This window comes from Mesorhizobium sp. YIM 152430, from assembly GCF_029210365.1.
GTDB lineage: Bacteria > Pseudomonadota > Alphaproteobacteria > Rhizobiales > Rhizobiaceae > Aliihoeflea.
Window position 1 is genome coordinate 350,039 of record NZ_JARGES010000018.1, and the last position, 16,129, is coordinate 366,167.

The 16,129-nt window shown below is 63.0% G+C and carries 15 protein-coding genes; 6 read left to right on the forward strand and 9 right to left on the reverse strand.

Features of this window, described 5'->3' with window-relative positions; translation table 11 throughout:
* Position 1: 1 nt before the first annotated feature.
* The 5 genes from trbE to PZ895_RS04190 all read right to left on the reverse strand — a co-directional run bounded on the left by trbE (position 2) and on the right by PZ895_RS04190 (position 5,266).
* On the reverse strand, positions 2 to 2,530 hold the full coding sequence (trbE, locus tag PZ895_RS04170) for a conjugal transfer protein TrbE (protein ID WP_126006826.1): 2,529 nt from the start codon (positions 2,528 to 2,530) through the stop codon (positions 2 to 4).
* A gap of 7 nt (positions 2,531 to 2,537) precedes the next feature.
* Positions 2,538 to 2,801 carry a VirB3 family type IV secretion system protein gene (locus PZ895_RS04175; RefSeq protein WP_126006824.1) on the reverse strand — a complete coding sequence of 88 codons (264 nt, stop codon included), beginning with the start codon at positions 2,799 to 2,801 and terminating at the stop codon, positions 2,538 to 2,540.
* Between the two features lie 14 nt (positions 2,802 to 2,815).
* Positions 2,816 to 3,181, reverse strand: a complete 366-nt coding sequence (locus tag PZ895_RS04180) for a TrbC/VirB2 family protein (protein WP_126006822.1) — start codon at positions 3,179 to 3,181, stop codon at positions 2,816 to 2,818.
* Positions 3,178 to 4,128, reverse strand: coding sequence for a P-type conjugative transfer ATPase TrbB (trbB, locus tag PZ895_RS04185; RefSeq protein ID WP_201744847.1), 951 nt, complete (start codon positions 4,126 to 4,128; stop codon positions 3,178 to 3,180). Before trbB ends, PZ895_RS04180 begins: the two co-directional genes overlap by 4 nt.
* A gap of 256 nt (positions 4,129 to 4,384) precedes the next feature.
* Positions 4,385 to 5,266, reverse strand: a complete 882-nt coding sequence (locus tag PZ895_RS04190; protein WP_126006818.1) for a LysR family transcriptional regulator — start codon at positions 5,264 to 5,266, stop codon at positions 4,385 to 4,387.
* A 178-nt stretch (positions 5,267 to 5,444) separates the two neighbouring features.
* On the opposite strand from PZ895_RS04190, the gene PZ895_RS19355 reads away from it, so the two are divergent.
* The 3 genes from PZ895_RS19355 (at position 5,445) to PZ895_RS04200 (ending at position 6,894) form a co-directional block, all read left to right on the forward strand.
* Entirely contained in the window at positions 5,445 to 5,717 is a 273-nt protein-coding gene (locus PZ895_RS19355; protein WP_308206221.1) for a hypothetical protein, read from the forward strand.
* A 6-nt stretch (positions 5,718 to 5,723) separates the two neighbouring features.
* Positions 5,724 to 5,903, forward strand: coding sequence for a plastocyanin/azurin family copper-binding protein (locus tag PZ895_RS19360; protein ID WP_308206225.1), 180 nt, complete (start codon positions 5,724 to 5,726; stop codon positions 5,901 to 5,903).
* Between the two features lie 325 nt (positions 5,904 to 6,228).
* Positions 6,229 to 6,894, forward strand: coding sequence for a TlpA disulfide reductase family protein (locus PZ895_RS04200; protein WP_126006816.1), 666 nt, complete (start codon positions 6,229 to 6,231; stop codon positions 6,892 to 6,894).
* Positions 6,895 to 6,965: 71 nt separating this feature from the next.
* On the opposite strand, the gene PZ895_RS04205 is transcribed toward PZ895_RS04200, so the two are convergent.
* The gene (locus PZ895_RS04205) at positions 6,966 to 8,957 is read right to left on the reverse strand and encodes a heme lyase CcmF/NrfE family subunit (RefSeq protein ID WP_235897759.1); all 1,992 of its coding nucleotides are present in this window, start codon (positions 8,955 to 8,957) and stop codon (positions 6,966 to 6,968) included.
* 252 nt (positions 8,958 to 9,209) lie between these two features.
* Positions 9,210 to 10,538: an APC family permease gene (locus PZ895_RS04210; RefSeq protein WP_126006814.1), complete on the reverse strand. Its 1,329-nt coding sequence runs from the start codon at positions 10,536 to 10,538 to the stop codon at positions 9,210 to 9,212.
* Positions 10,539 to 11,083: 545 nt separating this feature from the next.
* Here PZ895_RS04210 and PZ895_RS04215 point away from each other — a divergent pair.
* Entirely contained in the window at positions 11,084 to 11,368 is a 285-nt protein-coding gene (locus tag PZ895_RS04215; protein ID WP_126006811.1) for an HXXEE domain-containing protein, read from the forward strand.
* Between the two features lie 141 nt (positions 11,369 to 11,509).
* On the opposite strand, the gene PZ895_RS04220 is transcribed toward PZ895_RS04215, so the two are convergent.
* Complete coding sequence (locus tag PZ895_RS04220) at positions 11,510 to 13,414, reverse strand: M23 family metallopeptidase (protein ID WP_328593113.1); 1,905 nt, start codon at positions 13,412 to 13,414, stop codon at positions 11,510 to 11,512.
* A 761-nt stretch (positions 13,415 to 14,175) separates the two neighbouring features.
* On the opposite strand from PZ895_RS04220, the gene PZ895_RS04225 reads away from it, so the two are divergent.
* Both PZ895_RS04225 and PZ895_RS04230 read left to right on the forward strand, forming a co-directional pair.
* Positions 14,176 to 14,742 (forward strand): hypothetical protein, encoded by a 567-nt coding sequence (locus PZ895_RS04225; protein ID WP_126006806.1) that lies wholly within the window; start codon positions 14,176 to 14,178, stop codon positions 14,740 to 14,742.
* Positions 14,743 to 14,888: 146 nt separating this feature from the next.
* A complete protein-coding gene (locus PZ895_RS04230) occupies positions 14,889 to 15,617 on the forward strand; it encodes a heparan-alpha-glucosaminide N-acetyltransferase (RefSeq protein ID WP_126006804.1) in 729 nt (242 codons plus the stop codon).
* A gap of 28 nt (positions 15,618 to 15,645) precedes the next feature.
* Here the strand turns inward: PZ895_RS04230 and PZ895_RS04235 are convergent, their stop codons facing one another.
* Positions 15,646 to 16,080 (reverse strand): helix-turn-helix domain-containing protein, encoded by a 435-nt coding sequence (locus PZ895_RS04235; protein ID WP_126006803.1) that lies wholly within the window; start codon positions 16,078 to 16,080, stop codon positions 15,646 to 15,648.
* Positions 16,081 to 16,129 lie beyond the last annotated feature (49 nt).

Genomic DNA, 16,129 nt, shown 5'->3' on the forward strand with positions numbered 1-16,129 from the left:
GTCAAACCTCCTGTTCGGGTGACGGGTGGACGGGATCGGTCTCGCCGGCCGTGCCGGTATCATGCGAGGCGATCGGCGCGTCGGTGACTGCGGATCGGTCGATGACGTTGGAAAGCTCGGGCACGAGTTCGGCCGCCCAGGCGAGGCCGTTGGCGTGGAGCCAGGCTTCGAGGAAGTAAGGCCGCGAGCCGTCGCGCAGCAGCTCGTCGATCAGCGCGTGGGCGGCCTTATCGGAGGAGGCGCAGAGCGCCAGCGCGATGTGGCCCAGCCCAAGCTCGAACAGGCGGTTGCCGCGCCGGGACTGGCAGTAGTAGTCGCGCTTCGGCGTGGCGCGGGCGAGGATCTCGATCTGGCGGTCATTGAGGCCGAACTGGCGATAGACGGTCGCGATCTGCGGCTCGATGGCGCGCTCGTTGGCAAGGAAGATGCGGGTCGGGCAGCTTTCGACCAGCACCGGCGCGATCGGCGAGGCTTCGATGTCCGCGAGCGACTGCGAGGAGAAGACGACGCTGACATTCTTCTTGCGCAGCGTCTTCAGCCATTCCTTGATCTTGTCGGCAAAGCCGCCATCGTCGAGAGCGCGCCAGCCCTCGTCGATGATGAGCAGGCTCGGCCGTCCGTCGAAGCGGGCCTCGATCCGGTGGAACAGATAGGAGAGCACGGCGGGCGCAGCCCTGGTGCCGACCAGCCCCTCGGTCTCGAACGCCTGCACCTCTGCCGCGCCGAGATATTCGTGCTCGGCGTCGAGCAGCCGGCCATGCGCCCCGCCGATGCAGTATGGCCGCAACGCCTGCTTGAGTGCAGTGGATTGCAAGAGCACGGTCAGGCCGGTGATGGTGCGTTCCTCAAGCGGCGCGGAGGCGAGCGAGGTCAGCGCGGTCCAGATGTGCTCCTTCACCTCCGGCGTGATGGCGACGCCTTCGCGCGCGAGGATGTCGACCAGCCAGTCGGCGGCCCATGCCCGCTCCGGCGTATGCTGGATGTGGGCGAGCGGCTGGAGCGAGACCGAGGAGGACTCGGCGTCGTCGGAGAAAGAGCCGCCGAGATCCTGCCAGTCGCCGTCCATCGCCAGCGTTGCGGCGCGGATAGAGCCGCCGAAGTCGAACACGAAGACCTGGCTGCCGGGATAGCGACGGAACTGGAGCGCCATCAGTGCCAGCAGCACCGACTTGCCGGCGCCGGTCGGCCCGACCAGCATCAGGTGGCCGACGTCACCGACATGGAGCGCGAAGCGGAACGGCGTCGCGCCTTCGGTCTTCGCATAGAACAGCGGCGACGCGTCGAGATGCTCGTCCTTCGCCGGTCCTGCCCACACCGCCGACAGCGGGATCATGTGGGCAAGGTTCAGCGTCGAGATCGGCGGCTGGCGGACATTGGCATAGACCTGTCCGGGGATGGAGCCGAGCCATGCTTCGATGGCGTTGACGCCCTCGACGATGCAGGTGAAGTCGCGCGACTGGATGACCTTCTCGATCAGGCGCAACTTCTCGTCGGCGATCGACGGGTCGGCATCCCACACCGTCACCGTGGCGGTGACGTAAGCCTCTCCGACCTGATCGGAACCCAGATCCTGAAGTGCGGCGTCCGCGTCGGCCGCCTTGTTGGCCGCGTCGGTGTCCATCAGCACCGACGCCTCGTTGGTCATCACCTCCTTGACGATGGCCGCGATCGACTTGCGCTTGGCGAACCATTGGCGACGGATGCGCGTGACCAGCCGGGTCGCGTCGGTCTTGTCGAGCATGATGGCGCGCGTCGACCAGCGATAGAGGAAGGCGAGCCTGTTAAGGTCGTCGAGGATTCCGGGGAATGTCGTCGTCGGGAAGCCGATCACGGTCAGCGTGCGCAGATGGAAGCCGCCCAGGCGCGGCTCCAGCCCGCCGGCGAGCGGCTGGTCGGCGAGCAGCGCGTCGAGGTGCATCGGCGTCTCGGGCACACGGACGCGATGGCGCTTCGTGGAAATGCAGGAATGCAGGTAGGTGAGCGTCTCGGCGTCATCGAGCCATTCGGCCTCGGGGACAAAGCCCTCGACCAGATTGAGCACGCGGTCGGTGCGGTCGACGAAGCCCTTGAGCAGTTCCCACGGATCGACACCGCTGCGCTCGCGGCCCTCGTAGAGCCAGGATTCCATGCGGGAGGCTTCCTCGGCCGGCGGCAGCCAGACGAAGGTGAGGAAATAGCTCGACTCGAACAGCACGCCGCTGTCCTCGAACTGCTCGCGGCGCTCGATGTCGACCAAGGCGGATGCGCTGTCGGGAAACCGGCTGTCGGGATAGTCGGTCGCCGGATTGCGCTGCGCCTCGACGAAGATCGCCCAGCCGGAGCCGAGCCGGCGCAGGGCGTTGTTCAAGCGCGCGGTCGTGCCGACCAGCTCGGCCGGCGTGGCGCTGTCGAGGTCGGGGCCGCGGAAGCGCGCGGTGCGTTGAAAGCTGCCGTCCTTGTTCAAGACGACGCCGGGCGCCACTAGGGCCGCCCAGGGCAGGAAGTCGGCGAGGCTGGCGGAACGCTTGCGGTATTCGGAGAGATTGAGCATGGCCGCCTCACACGCCGAGATGGGTCGGGTAGCGCAGGTGCCGGCGCACCACGTCGACGAACAGCGCATCGCGCTTCGCCGCCCAGACGGCTGCGAAGTGGCCGATCGCCCAGATGGCGAGGCCGGCGATCCAGAGCCGCAGGCCGAGACCGACCGCGCCGGCCAGCGTGCCGTTGAGAATTGCGACGGCGCGCGGCGCGCCGCCGAGCAATATCGGCTCGGTCAGCGCCCGGTGGACCGGCGCGAAGAAGCCGCGAACGTCCTCGTCCATCAGCGATCCCGGCATCACGCCAGCGCCCCGCCGCCGAAGGAGAAGAAGGACAGGAAGAAGGAGCTGGCCGCGAAGGCGATCGACAGGCCGAACACGATCTGGATCAGCTTGCGGAAGCCGCCGCCCGTATCGCCGAAGGCGAGCGTCAGGCCGGTGACGATGATGATGATGACGGCGACAATCTTGGCGACCGGCCCCTCGATGGATTCGAGGATCTGCTGAAGCGGCTCCTCCCACGGCATCGAGGAGCCGGCCGCCCAGGCGGGCGCGGTGTAGAGCAGCCCGGCGGCGGTGATGCCGGCCGTGCCGAGGCTGTCCAGGAACGTGCCGGAAAGCAGCCGGCTGCGCAGGCTGCGGATCGGATCGGGCTTCGTCGTCATGCGGAGTCTCCTTGTGTGGGGCTGGGGGTTTCGAGCGTTGCGTGGAGGGTGCGGTAGTCGCCGGTGGCGGGATCGAGCCCTTCGACAAGGGCGATCTCCGCGAGGCGGCGGGCCGAGCCGCGACCGGAGAGCACGGCGATCAGGTCGATCGTGTCGGCGATTAGCGCACGCGGGACCGTGACCACAGCCTCCTGTACGAGCTGCTCCAGTCGGCGCAGCGCCCCGATCGCGGTATTTGCGTGGATGGTGCCGATGCCGCCCGGATGGCCGGTGCCCCACGCTTTGAGCAGGTCGAGGGCCTCGCTGCCACGAACCTCTCCGATCGGGATGCGGTCTGGCCGCAGCCGCAGCGACGACTTCACGAGATCGGAGAGCGAGGCGATGCCTTCCCTGGTGCGCAGCGCCACGAGGTTGGGCGCGGCGCATTGCAGCTCGCGCGTGTCCTCGATCAGCACTACGCGGTCGTCGGTCTTGGCGACTTCGGCGAGCAGCGCGTTCGTGAGCGTGGTCTTCCCGGTCGAGGTGCCGCCGGCGACCAGCACGTTCTTGCGCCTCTCGACCGCGAGCCGCAGCACCTCGGCCTGGGTGGCGGTCATGATGCCGGCGGCCACGTAGTCAGAAAGGGTGAACACGGCGACGGCCGGCTTGCGGATGGCGAAGGCCGGCGCGGTGGCGACTGGAGGCAAAAGACCCTCAAAGCGCTCGCCGGTCTCGGGTAATTCGGCCGAGACGCGTGGGTTGCCGGGATGGACCTCGGCGCCGACATGGTGCGCGACCAGGCGCACGATCCGTTCGCCATCGGCCGGCAGCAGCATGTCGCCGGTGGCGACGAGGCCCTCGCGCAGCCGATCGACCCAGATGCGGCCGTCCGGGTTCAGCATCACCTCGACGATAGATGGGTCTTCGAGATAGCGGGCGATGGCCGGGCCGAGCGCGGTGCGCAGCATCCGCGCGCCTCGCGACAATCCCGCGCTCTGGCCTTCATTCTGATGACGATGCGCCGGCATTCCGCCCCCGTTTCCGGCCATCCGCACTCACGGTCGGATGGCGACGGGGACAATCAAGAAAGGCACAAACTATGGGTGGGCAACCAGATTATTTGCGATTTCGTAGCCGGTCGTAGGCGAGCGAAAAAATACTTGAAGCATGCGGCGGCCGATCTGGCGTCGATCACGTGGAAAAGCCCGCCCGGCCGAATCACGCTCAGGGCTTCAAGGCGTCGAGGAAGGTCTTCAGCACGGGATTGATGTTGTCCGGCTTCCAGCAGGCGATGTATCCGAGACGTGTTGCCCCGTTGCCGTCGTGCAGCGGGCGGAACACTACGCCGAGGCCCGAAAGCCCGACAGCGGATTCGCATTGCAGCGCGATGCCCTGGCCGTCCGCGACCTCGCTCAGCAGGCTTTCGCGGCTGAGGCGGCGAGTGATGATCTCGGGGTGGTCGGACGGTGCGGCGAGGTGGCGAAGCAGCACGGCACGGATGTCTGGGCCGGGATCGTGGTGGGTGATGATGAAGCGCTCGCGCTTCAGCTCCGGCCAATAGATGACCGGCTTCTCCGCGAGCGGATGGTTTTCCGGCAGGGCAACCACAAGTTGATCCGACCAGAGCGCCACAGTTTCCAGAGTGTCGCACTTGCCGGCATCGCCGAGGATGATCGCGGTATCGAGTGTGCCTGAAAGCACGCCGGCCGATAACTCGACAAACGGCGACTCGACCAACTCGACCTCGATCTTGGGATAACATCGGCGGAAGCCACGCAGAGCTGTACGGAAGCCTCCCGTAGAAAGGGACTTATAGAACCCGACGACGACTCGACCGAGCTTGCCAGCAGCACTCGCCCGCATATGTTCGCCCAGCCGCTCGGCTTCTTCAAGGATGCGTCGGGCCGCGACAACAAATTCCTCCCCTGTCGGCGTCAGTCGCGCCCCGGCTGTGGAACGGTCGAACAGCACGACGCCCAACTCGCTCTCCAGTTCCTTGATGCGCTTACTAACGATCGGCTGCTTGACGTTGAGCTCGTGCGCGGCGGCACTGAAGCTACCGTTGCGGGCGGTGGCGACAATATAGCGGAGGTGGCGCACTTCCACCGATTATCCTCCAACGTTTGATGCGCTGCGCTTTTCTTTCGAAAAGCGTGCTCAGGTCCGAAAGTCGATTTGCAGTGATAAAACCTCAAGCCCCTTGAGCATCAAGTTTCAAAGCTGTGTTGAACTAGAAAGAGCCCCGAGGAATTAGCCCCCTTAGACAGACGGGAAACGCAGGAGAATGCTCCCGGCATCACTCGGCAGTTCTGCGGCCCTGTTGACATCGCCTAACATCCTGTTCGGCGCGCGTCACAAGGGGATGAATGTCGTCTCCCGATACCTTGAAATGGTCGGTCTGGAGAGCTTCGAGAGACGCTATGAGCCCGACTTCGTCGCCGCCGCTCCCGGTGACACCGTCACCTTCGTTCCGACCGACAAATCCCACAATGCCGAGAGTATCGCGGGGATGTTGCCTGCCGACGCAAAGCCCTTCAAGAGCAAGCTCAACGAGTAGGTCACTATCAACCTCGAAGGGGAAGGCCTCTATGGGGTCAAATGTACGCCGCACTATGGCATGGGGATGGTGATGCTGATCTCAGTGGGCGCCCCAACCAACCTAGAGGAGGCCGGAGCGGTGAGGCATCCGCCCAGGGCCAAGCAACTTTTTGACGAGCTCCTAGCCGCCGTTCCGACCACCTAGCGCAGAAGAATATGTGGATGGGGCGAACCCCATTTGCGCTCGCCAACTAGGCGACTTCTGCTGCTCCTATAGAATACCCGATCTGTTGCGTTCGAATCTGGGAGGCCGACCGGGAGAATCAGGAGCACGAATCCGGCGGCCAGAGTGTGTGAAGGTGCTCCCAGAGTCCAGGTCTTGCGTACACTCAGATTTTCAGCGTCGGTTGACGCCGCCAGCCCCGTCCGACCCGCTTGCTGGCGGCAACAAGCGCATTGACATCCAGGTAGCCAGGATCGTTTACACTCATGATGGAGATGAGACCCGCTCTTTCTTATCGGATCGAGAGATGGCACAGGGAAAATTCCGCCTGCCGACCGGAGTGTTGATGGCATCTGCAATTCTTGCCGGGATGAGTGCCGGCGCAGTCGGCGTCTACGTGTTCGGTGGCCCTTTTGGTAGCGGGCGGCAATCAGCCACCGCCTCCGATCGGACCCAAAGCTGCCCTGCGCGTGACGACAAGATCGCGGCTGTCGACAAGGCTGCCCAAGGAGAGGTGGCGGCGATGCTTCCGGCCGATCCTCCGCTTTCGATGAGCAGCCTCGCGTTCAACGGGCCTGATGGCGCTGCCATGACTGTCGCGGAGCTGGCCGGCAAGACACTGCTCATCAATCTCTGGGCGACGTGGTGCGCGCCCTGCCGGGAAGAAATGCCCGCCTTAAACGAACTGCAGGCCACGATCGGCGGCCCGGACTTCGAAGTGGTGGCCGTCAACCTCGATACCGGCGGCGATGAGAGGCCGAAGGCCTTTCTGCAAGAGATCGGCATCGACGAGCTCACCTATTATCGAGACTCCACGCTCGCGCTCTTCAACAACTTGAAGCGCCGAGGGCTCGCCATCGGCCTGCCGGTTACGTTGTTGGTAGACGAGGAGGGATGCCTTCTCGCCCACATGAATGGCCCTGCCGAATGGGCCAGCGACGATGCCAAGCGGCTTATCGAAGCTGCGATGTGAACTGCTGTCAGGCTGTCCAACCTGGCCGGTTGCGCGAATATCGAGCTAGAGTTGCTGCGACACAGGCGCCGTCACTCCGCTGGGACATCCGATCGGGCGAGTGCGATCCGATTTCGACTCGGCGCGCCGACCCGAAACCGACGATCGAACAGCGATATCGCGCCACCAGCCATCATCGCCACGCCGCCGAGCCAGAGCAGCAGCACCAGCGGCTTCCACCATACGCGCACCACGACGCCGCCATCGGGGGTGGGGTCGCCGAGCGAGACGTAGAGCTGGCTGAATCCGCGGGTGGCGATGCCTGCTTCCGTGGTCGGCATCTGGCGCGCGGTGTAGAGACGCTTGGACGAGACTATCTCGCCGCGTTGCCGGCCATCGCTGTCGAGATAGACGAAGCGGCCCTGCTCCTCGGTGAAGTTCGGGCCGCGATGCGGCGCGATACCATCGAAACGCAACGTATATCCGGCGATCGGCATCGTGTCGCCGGGTTGCATCACGACGATTCGCTCAATCTCAAGCGAGGTGACGGCGGCGATGCCCAGCACCGTCACGCCCAACCCGAAATGTGCCGCAGCAGTGCCGTAAACCGAGCGCGGTAGGCCCTTGAATCGCTTCCACGCCACTGCCGCACCCACGCTGCCGATGCCTGCCTTCAGCGTCAGATCGGTCAGCGCGCCCAGCATCAGCCAGACGGCAAGGCCGACGCCGAATGCGGCGAGCGCCCCTTTGCCTTCCACGAAGAAGAAGACCACGAGCGCCGTCAGCAGCGCCGCGCCGAGGGCGAAGTAGAGGCGCTGGGCCACGGCGTAGAGGTCGCCGCGCTTCCAGGCCAGCAGCGGCCCGAACGGCACGGCCAGAAGCAGTGGGATCATGAGGGGGATGAAGGTGAGGTTGAAGAACGGCGCGCCGACCGAGATCTTGTCGCCGGTGACCGCCTCGATCAGTAGCGGATAGAGCGTGCCGATCAGCACCGTGGCCGCCGCCGTGGTCAGGAACAGGTTGTTGAGCACCAGTGCGCCCTCGCGCGAAACGGGGTGGAACAGCCCGCCCTGCGTCAGTGTCGAAGCGCGCGCGGCGAACAGCGCCAGCGAGCCGCCAATCAAGGCGATCAGGATCATCAGGATGAAGACGCCGCGCGCCGGATCTGTGGCGAAAGCATGGACGGAGGTCAGCACGCCGGAGCGCACGAGGAAGGTGCCGAGCAGAGACAGCGAGAAGGTGAGGATGGCGAGCAGCAGCGTCCAGATCTTCAGCGCCGAGCGCCGCTCCATCACGATCGCCGAGTGAAGAAGCGCAGTGCCGGACAGCCACGGCAGGAACGAGGCGTTTTCGACCGGGTCCCAGAACCACCAGCCGCCCCAGCCAAGCTCGTAGTAGGCCCAGTAGGAGCCCATCGCGATACCGCCCGTCAGGAACAACCAGGCCGCAAGGGTCCACGGCCGCACCCAGCGCGCCCAGGCGGCATCGATACGGCCCTCGATCAGCGCCGCGACCGCAAAGGAGAAGCAGACCGAGAAGCCGACATAGCCGAGATAGAGCAGTGGTGGATGGATCGCGAGCCCGATGTCCTGCAGGATCGGGTTGAGGTCGCGGCCCTCGATCGGTGCGGGGTTGATTCGAGCGAACGGGTTCGATGTGGCGAGAATGAACAGAAGGAAGGCGGCTCCGACCAGACCCTGCACAGCCAGTACATTCGTGCGCAGGCTGGCCGGTAGATTGTCGCTGAACCACGCCACAAGTGCGCCGAAGAATGCCAGGATCAGGACCCAGAGCAGCATCGAGCCCTCGTGGTTTCCCCAAACCCCGGTGACCTTGAAAAGCATCGGCTTCAGCGAATGCGAATTCTCCCAGACATTCTGAACGGAGAAGTCCGAGGTGACATAGGCTGCCGTGAGCGCGGCGAACGACAGCGCGACGAAACCGAAAACCGCAACCGAAGCCGGCCTGGCAACGGCCATGAGGCGATCGTCGCCCAGTTGCGTGCCGATCCACGGTATGAAGAATTGCACCGTGGCCAGAACACATGCCAGCACGAGCGCGAAATGTCCCAACTCAACAATCATGGCGATGTCCCGAGCAGCCTCCGAGGGGCAATACAGTTGGAGATCGCGCGCGCAAACCGTTTCGCCGCGACGGGGCGGTCCGTACGCATGAGCACCGGGTTCGCCAACGCCAACTCCCTTCTCCGATCAACAGCCAGGAATGGCGGAGCAAACCGATGTCGCCGACCCGACCAAGCCCTTTATGCAACCTCTAGCAGGATGAGGTGCAAGAGCCCGACCACGTCGCTGAGGTCCCGGCAACCGGCCTCGGCTCTAGGGTTCACCACCGCTCGCCCGCGTTGTCGCGCTTCCCCGCCGTCGGATAAACACGTACGGCACCGCGCCAAGTACGAACACGCCGGCGAACGTCAGATAGACGGCCCAATCATATTGAGTGGCCAGCAGGAGTGAGGTCACCACTCCCAGGACCGCCGTCGGCGGCACGTTCGCGATCGATGGCAGCCGGAAAGGCCGCTCGAGGTCGGGCTGTGTAAACCTCAGGACGATCACGGCCGTATTGATCGCGGCGAAGACAAGGGTCACTCCCAGCGAGGACAGGCTTGCGACAAACGCGATTTCCCCGACGGCTACGAAGGCGCATGCGATCACGAGATAGATCAGTGCGGCGATCCACGGGCTGCGACTGAAGCCCAGGGTTCTGGATAGGGGACTGGGAAGATCGCCGTCGCGGGCCATGCCGAAGAGGAGCCTGCTCCCCGACAGCGAGGAACTCACGACGGCGTTCGCGGTAGCGATGAGGGCGGCAGCGATGATGATCATGCCGAAAGAGCCGCCCAGTTGCGCGGCCGCATCGGCGAGCGGAGATTGGGAACCTGCAAGACTGTCGGCGCTCATCAGGCTCAGAACTCCGAAGATCACGGCCATGTAGACGACGGTGGTGATGCCCAGCGCGATCATGAAAGCGCGCCACAAATCGCGGTCGGGACGCTTGGCCTCTTCCGAGAGGGAAGCCATGTGCTCGTAGCCGGAGTAGATAAAGAACAGGATAGCCGCACCCTGAAGGATGCCGGCGGGATTGTCGGGCCAGACCGAGACGTCCTGCAAGCTCCTGCTGCCAGATGGTATGGCGAACAGTGCAAAGCCCACGAGACATGAAACCTGGAGAACGGTCAGGGCCGCGCTGACGAAAGCCGCCTTGCCGATCCCGGCAATATTGATCATCGTGGCGACGCCCATGAGCGCAATGGCAACGATGACGGGCGCAAACGGAAGGAGTGTCTGCGCGTAGTTGCCGAAGGTGAGCGCCACCGTTGCCAGGGTAGCCGCGCCATGAACGGCGATGAACAGCCCGATCATGAACGCCAGAGCCGGAAACGAAGGAAACGTCTTACGCAGGAAGTTATGTTCCGCACCAGCACCTGGAAGCGCCGAGGCGATTTCAGCATAGGACAGGCCGGAAAATGCCGATATCACGGCGGCAAGCACGAAGCTCAGCCAGATGGCATCGCCCGCTGCCCCGGCCGCCGGCGCGATGACGGAATAGATCCCGGCACCGATGATCGTGCCGACTCCATAGAGCGACAGCCGTACAACGCCGAGCGACTTGGCCAGCGCTGGATGCTCGTTTCCGCTGCTCGACATCTTTCCTCGCATCCTTGCCTCGATCGGATATCTCGAACGCCGTTCGTGCGCTTCCGACAAAACGGTCAGTGGATTTCTAGGACCTCGACCTGCTAGAGGTTCAACCGAAAACGACAACTGCCGAGGGATCGGGTCTCACCACGCGGCGAGAGACACGGCGTCAAGGCAAGATCTCTATGCTGGTTCCCGACCCTACCGGGCCCGAGTGCCCGATAGAACATTCCCCCTTGCTCCTCTAGCGACTAGAGCTGCTAGCCTTCTCGATATCGCAGCCGAGCCACAATGTCTGTACCCGGTAGTGTGCTGGTCACAGGTAGATCAACCAGAATGCCATCGCGATGGGGTTACCAGGCAGTCTCGGCAGTGCATTCATCGCGCAAGGGCTTCGGCGGTTTCAGTGAAGCTTTCGTCGCCTTGCCAAAAGGAGTCGAAAAATGGCGACCATCAACCTTTCGCAGTCCGACAAAAGCGGTAGCGGCTTCGGCTACAGGGAACTGCCTTTCCTCCTGCCTTACATTGTGTTTGTCCTTCACACGCTATAAGAGCTGCCCGGATTTGCGGCCTGGGTCACAAGGAACTTCGGGCCGGAGACCACCGAGGCTTTCGCAGCGAACCACATACCGCTTTTTCTCCTGGTGCTGGTCTGCGCGTGGAGGGCGGGGGCTGCCCAGTGGGTCGTGCTGACGATGGCCTTTCAGTGGCAGTTTTTCGTCAACGCCTTCTTTCACCTCGCCACCTGGGTAATGTTCGCGGAATACTCCCCCGGAGCCGTCACCGGCGCTGTCGTTGCGATTCCGGCGACGCTCTTTTTTTACATGGATCATCCGTGAAGAGCGAGCAAGCAAGGGAGAGGTCGCGCTGGCCCTCGTAGTCGGAACGATGATTGCCGCCTTGGCGATCGGCTCTTTGTTCGTATGATTTTTCGGTAGGAGCGCGGTATGCACTCCCGCTCCTTCCGACACTTTTTGCCGCTAGACGGGAGCACGTATGGAAGTCGTTGTGCGAGCTTGTTCCAGAATCAGAGCTCCATCGATCCTCGCTCGCTCGGCCAGGAAGGCCTGCAGCTCATCTCCTGCGAGCATTCGCTCCGCCGGCAGACGGACTCGCATCGGGTCCACCTTGGTGTCGTTGACGATGAGTTCGTAGTGAAGGTGGTTTCCGGTCGAAAGGCCCGTCGAGCCTACATAGCCGATTATCTGGCCTTGCCGGACGCGTGCGCCTGGTACCACTCCATCTGCGATCCTGTCCTGGTGATTGAAGGTCGTCTGATAGCCGTTCGCGTGACTGATGATGGTCTGACGGCCATAGCCGCCACTCCAGCCGGCCTGTTCGACGACGCCGTCCCCGGAAGCGATTATCGGCGTGCCTCGTGGGGCCGCCCAATCGACTCCAGTATGAGCGCGGGCGTAGCCGAGTATCGGGTGGCGTCGATTGCCGAAGCCAGACGTGAATCTCCCGTTAGGAATCGGATTGCGGAGGAGAAACTGCCGGGCACTACGCCCGCTCTCGTCGAAGTAGCCGATAGTGCCGTCCTGCATCTGAAAGCGATAGAATGCGCGCTCGGCACCACCCATGGTGGCCCGCACGAACAGGAGTTCCGACTCTTGCGTAGCGTTGTCCTCGCCATCAGGCTGTGAAAAGAAGACCTCGATGCTGTCCGCTTGATTGAGACGCGATTGAAGATCAGCATCGGCGGCGAGCAGCCGAACCAGCTTTCGGGTCATGGAACGCGTCAGCCCATGAGAAAAAGCGGCTCGGTAAATTCCGTCATAGAGGGTTGGTGGATCTTCGCGGCTGTACATAGCGGGCGGGTGAGTGGTGTCGAAAGCCGCCTGCAACGCGGGGCTAGGCTCCGGCTCGCTTCCTGGCACATACTGCCGCCTATCGTTGAGAGCGACTGTGGACACATGCCGATCTACATCGTAGACGCTCGCGCGCACGATGCGGCTTTCCCCAAGACGCGCCTCGATACCGAGTCGCAGAACGCTGCCAGCCTTCAGCACCGGCGTTCCTAGCATGGTGGAAAGGGCCGACGCCATCCCATCTGCATTAGCGCTTGTGTAGCCTGCCCGCTCCAGCGCTTCCTCAATTTCGCCTTCGGCATGAAAGGGGATGACGTCCTCAGCATAGTCGAGGATGGGATCGCCGCTCCTTGCCCGGATAGCAACCGAAGCATTCTCCGCCACGATCCGAATGCCGGTAGGCCCTTGCAGATCACTTATGGTCGGCGAACTGCCGAAACGCTCAGGGTCAACGAAATGGAGAGCCGCGACCCGCACGTCGCCATCGGTGAGGAGGGCACTGAGATTGCGCACCACGACCTCAACCTCTTCGGCTGACAAATCGCTACTTGCGTCGGAGACGTCGGTCTCGAGAGGAAAATCGATCGTTCGCAGACGGACTACGTTCTCGACGCTGGCGCCGTAGATGATGCCCGCGCTCGAAGTGGGTTGAGCGACTCCTTCCTCGGCAAAAATCTCCAAGCCGTCGAAGGCGGGATATGCGCGGCTCGTCGCATGGCCGGCCGCCAGCGACATCCGGGCCTGGACAAACGGCATCGTGCGCAACACATCGCGGTCGCCCGACCGGGTCATCGTTGCCAGTTCCATCCGTCTGCGGTCGGTCAGACTCGCCAGATTGCGCGGCGGAACGAGTCGACCCGCCTTGGTGGCCAACTGGCTGTCATTGGACCAATCGGCTGAAAGCAGGCTTAGAACCTCGGGCGGCGTGGCAAGAACTTCGCGACCGTCGAGGGCCGCAAACAGCGCCACGCCCATCAAGATACTTGAGGTGACGCCGGTCAGAAATGTTCCCGATAGCCATCGGATCGAGACTTCACGCCGGTCCGGTGGCTTAGTGCGGCCGCCGACAACCAACGGAGGTTCGTTCCCTAACGAAGCAAGGGGGTCATCGACAGACGGCATTTTTTGTGGCTGCTATCCCTCAGGCCTTCACAAGTGTCTCTCATAGCGCGAAGACCATCGTGGTCAACACGCGTATCGCTCCCGCTAGGAGGAACTCCTCCCCGCCGCAAAAATGTTGCTTGTCTTGGAACGCCCCCTATGGGGCTGCACCGACGGCCTCGTTCGCGGCTTTCTGTAGTCCGACTATGAAGAGAATTAGGCTCGAATATGACCCGACCGGTTCAGAGGTTCCAGCCCGCGCACTTTGCGGATCCATTCGCCATCGACGATCACCGTCTGGCCTGGCCAATGCCATGATTGTGGTAGGGCTCCTCATAGAGTCCGCCAAATTGGTGCCTGTTTTAGAGTCCCCGATAGGGGATCAGGAAACCCCCACGCTTTTAGGCGGTGGGGAGGCGGAAGCTCTTGGGCAACTTTTGTGCGCCACGAGCCCTCGAATTGCGGGACGCGACTTTGTGGTCGAGAGCGAAAACCAGTCTATGATGCGCATCGACAGCTTTCCTGCATCGCGCAGTGCCCTGTACCCGTCAGCGCAGTTCGGTTGACGGCCGTCGATCGTGATTTCGTCCTGCGGACACGAGCGAGGGCTTGAACCTCATGCTGCTAGAGGTGGGAACATCTGGCGGCTATCCAACTGACTGGCTGATTCGCAGGGAAACCTCGAGGCCGTACCGGCTGCGAGCGGCTTCACCCGGCAGCGAGAGATCGAAACAATGCCCCAATCGGCCGACAGGCTAACTTTCCTGCGCGCATGGGTCGCCAACCCGCTGCGCGTCGGTGCCGCCATCCCCTCGAGCGCGCACCTCGCTGCACTGATCACCAGGCATGTTCACCCGGGGATCGGGCCGGTAATCGAATTTGGCCCTGGCACCGGGGTTTTCACGGAGGCGCTGATCCGCCGGGGCGTAATGCAAAATGAACTCACCCTGGTCGAGCTGGGCGAGGAGTTTGCTGACATTCTCGCGCAGCGCTACCCCGGGGCGATGATCGTGCGCGCCGACGCTGCGCGTCTATCCATGAGCAATCTCCCCCAACCAAGGCTTCATGGAGCGGCCATCAGCGGACTGCCGCTGCTGGCAATGCCGGCTTCCAAAGTTCTGCGGATTCTTGCCGGCTCATTCAGGCTGCTGGAACCGAAAGCGGGCTTTTACCAATTCACATATGGATGGCGAAGCCCAATTCCCGAAAGCGTCCTTCGACGTCTTGACTTGAAGGTTGAGATGATCGGAACGGAATTCCGCAACTTTCCACCCGCGTCTGTCTATCGGATCAGTCGTTGAGGGTTGGCCAACCGGGCGCGAGCCATGCGACAATGGTGGGTCGAGCTCCGCATCTTAGTTCGCTGCGGTGAGCAAGATCGGAATTGAACCTCAAGCAGGTCGAGGTCCTATAGTCTGTCCCGTGGAACCTTAGATGAAGGCATTGCATGACGAACTCCATGCGACTCTGGGCTATCGACGCCGTCCGCGGCGCTGCTATCGCCGGTGTGGTATTTTTCCACTTCGTCTGGGATCTGGAGTTCACGGGCTTTATCGCCGGCGTCGCCAACCATCCGTTGTGGTTGGCCTTCGGACGTAGCCTTGCCGGCACTTTCATGATCCTTGTCGGTGTCGGTCTCGTATTGGCAGACAGGGCCGGCTTTCAGCCTTCCAGCTACTTCATACGCCTGGCAAAGATCGCCGCGTCGGCCGCTGCGATCACGGTTGTGACGTGGTATGTCCTTCCGGGGACCTTCATCTACTTTGGCATCCTGCACGCGATTGCCGCCGCCACATTGATCGGTACGCTGTTTCTGCGGGCACGCGCATGGACATGCCTCCTGGGTGGCATCGCCGTCTTCTCCATGCCGATGCTTTGGCGGTCAACGATCTTCGACACGCGCTGGCTGGCCTGGATCGGGTTCGCGGAGCAGGTGCCGCCAAGCAACGATTTCGTGCCGATCTTTCCGTGGGTCGGCCTGACGCTGATGGGCGTTGCCGTGGCAAAGTGGCTTCTGTCAGCTGACTTGAATACCAGCTTCGCGAACTTGCTCGCTGCCGGGAAGCCAGCACGTCTGCTCGTCTGGATGGGGCGGCACAGCCTCGCGATCTACCTCCTGCACCAGCCCATCCTCCTCGGGATCATCGTGCCGCTGTCCTGGCTTGCACAACGATGAAAGCTGCCCCCCCTTGCGCGAGCCTGGTTCAAGGATCGACGAGTTTGCCGTGAAGGTGACTGCTGTCCGCGAGGATCTCGATGACGCGACATTCGCTGATCCGGCCCGAAGCGCATTCGTGCATCATCTTCTTGAGCTCGACGCGCAGCAGTTTCAGGCTTGAGATGCGCCGCTCGACATCGTCGAGGCGCGCCTTTGCAATCGCGTCAGCGGCCTCGCATGATTGGTCGGGATCGTCCTGCAATTTCAGCAGCGTGCGGATCGCATCCACCTCGAAGCCAAGTTCACGCGCATGGCGGATGAAGGAGAGGCGGCTGACGTCGGACCGGTCGTAGAAGCGCCGATTGCCGTCGCTGCGCGCGATTCTCCCTAGCAAGCCGATATCCTCGTAGTAGCGGATTGTCGGCACCTTGACGCCGCTCTCTCTTGCTGCCTCGCCGATCGAGTAAGTCCTTGCGCCCATGGTCTTTGCGGTCCTCTTGTTTTTCGCCGATGTAGCACGGTTGAGATGA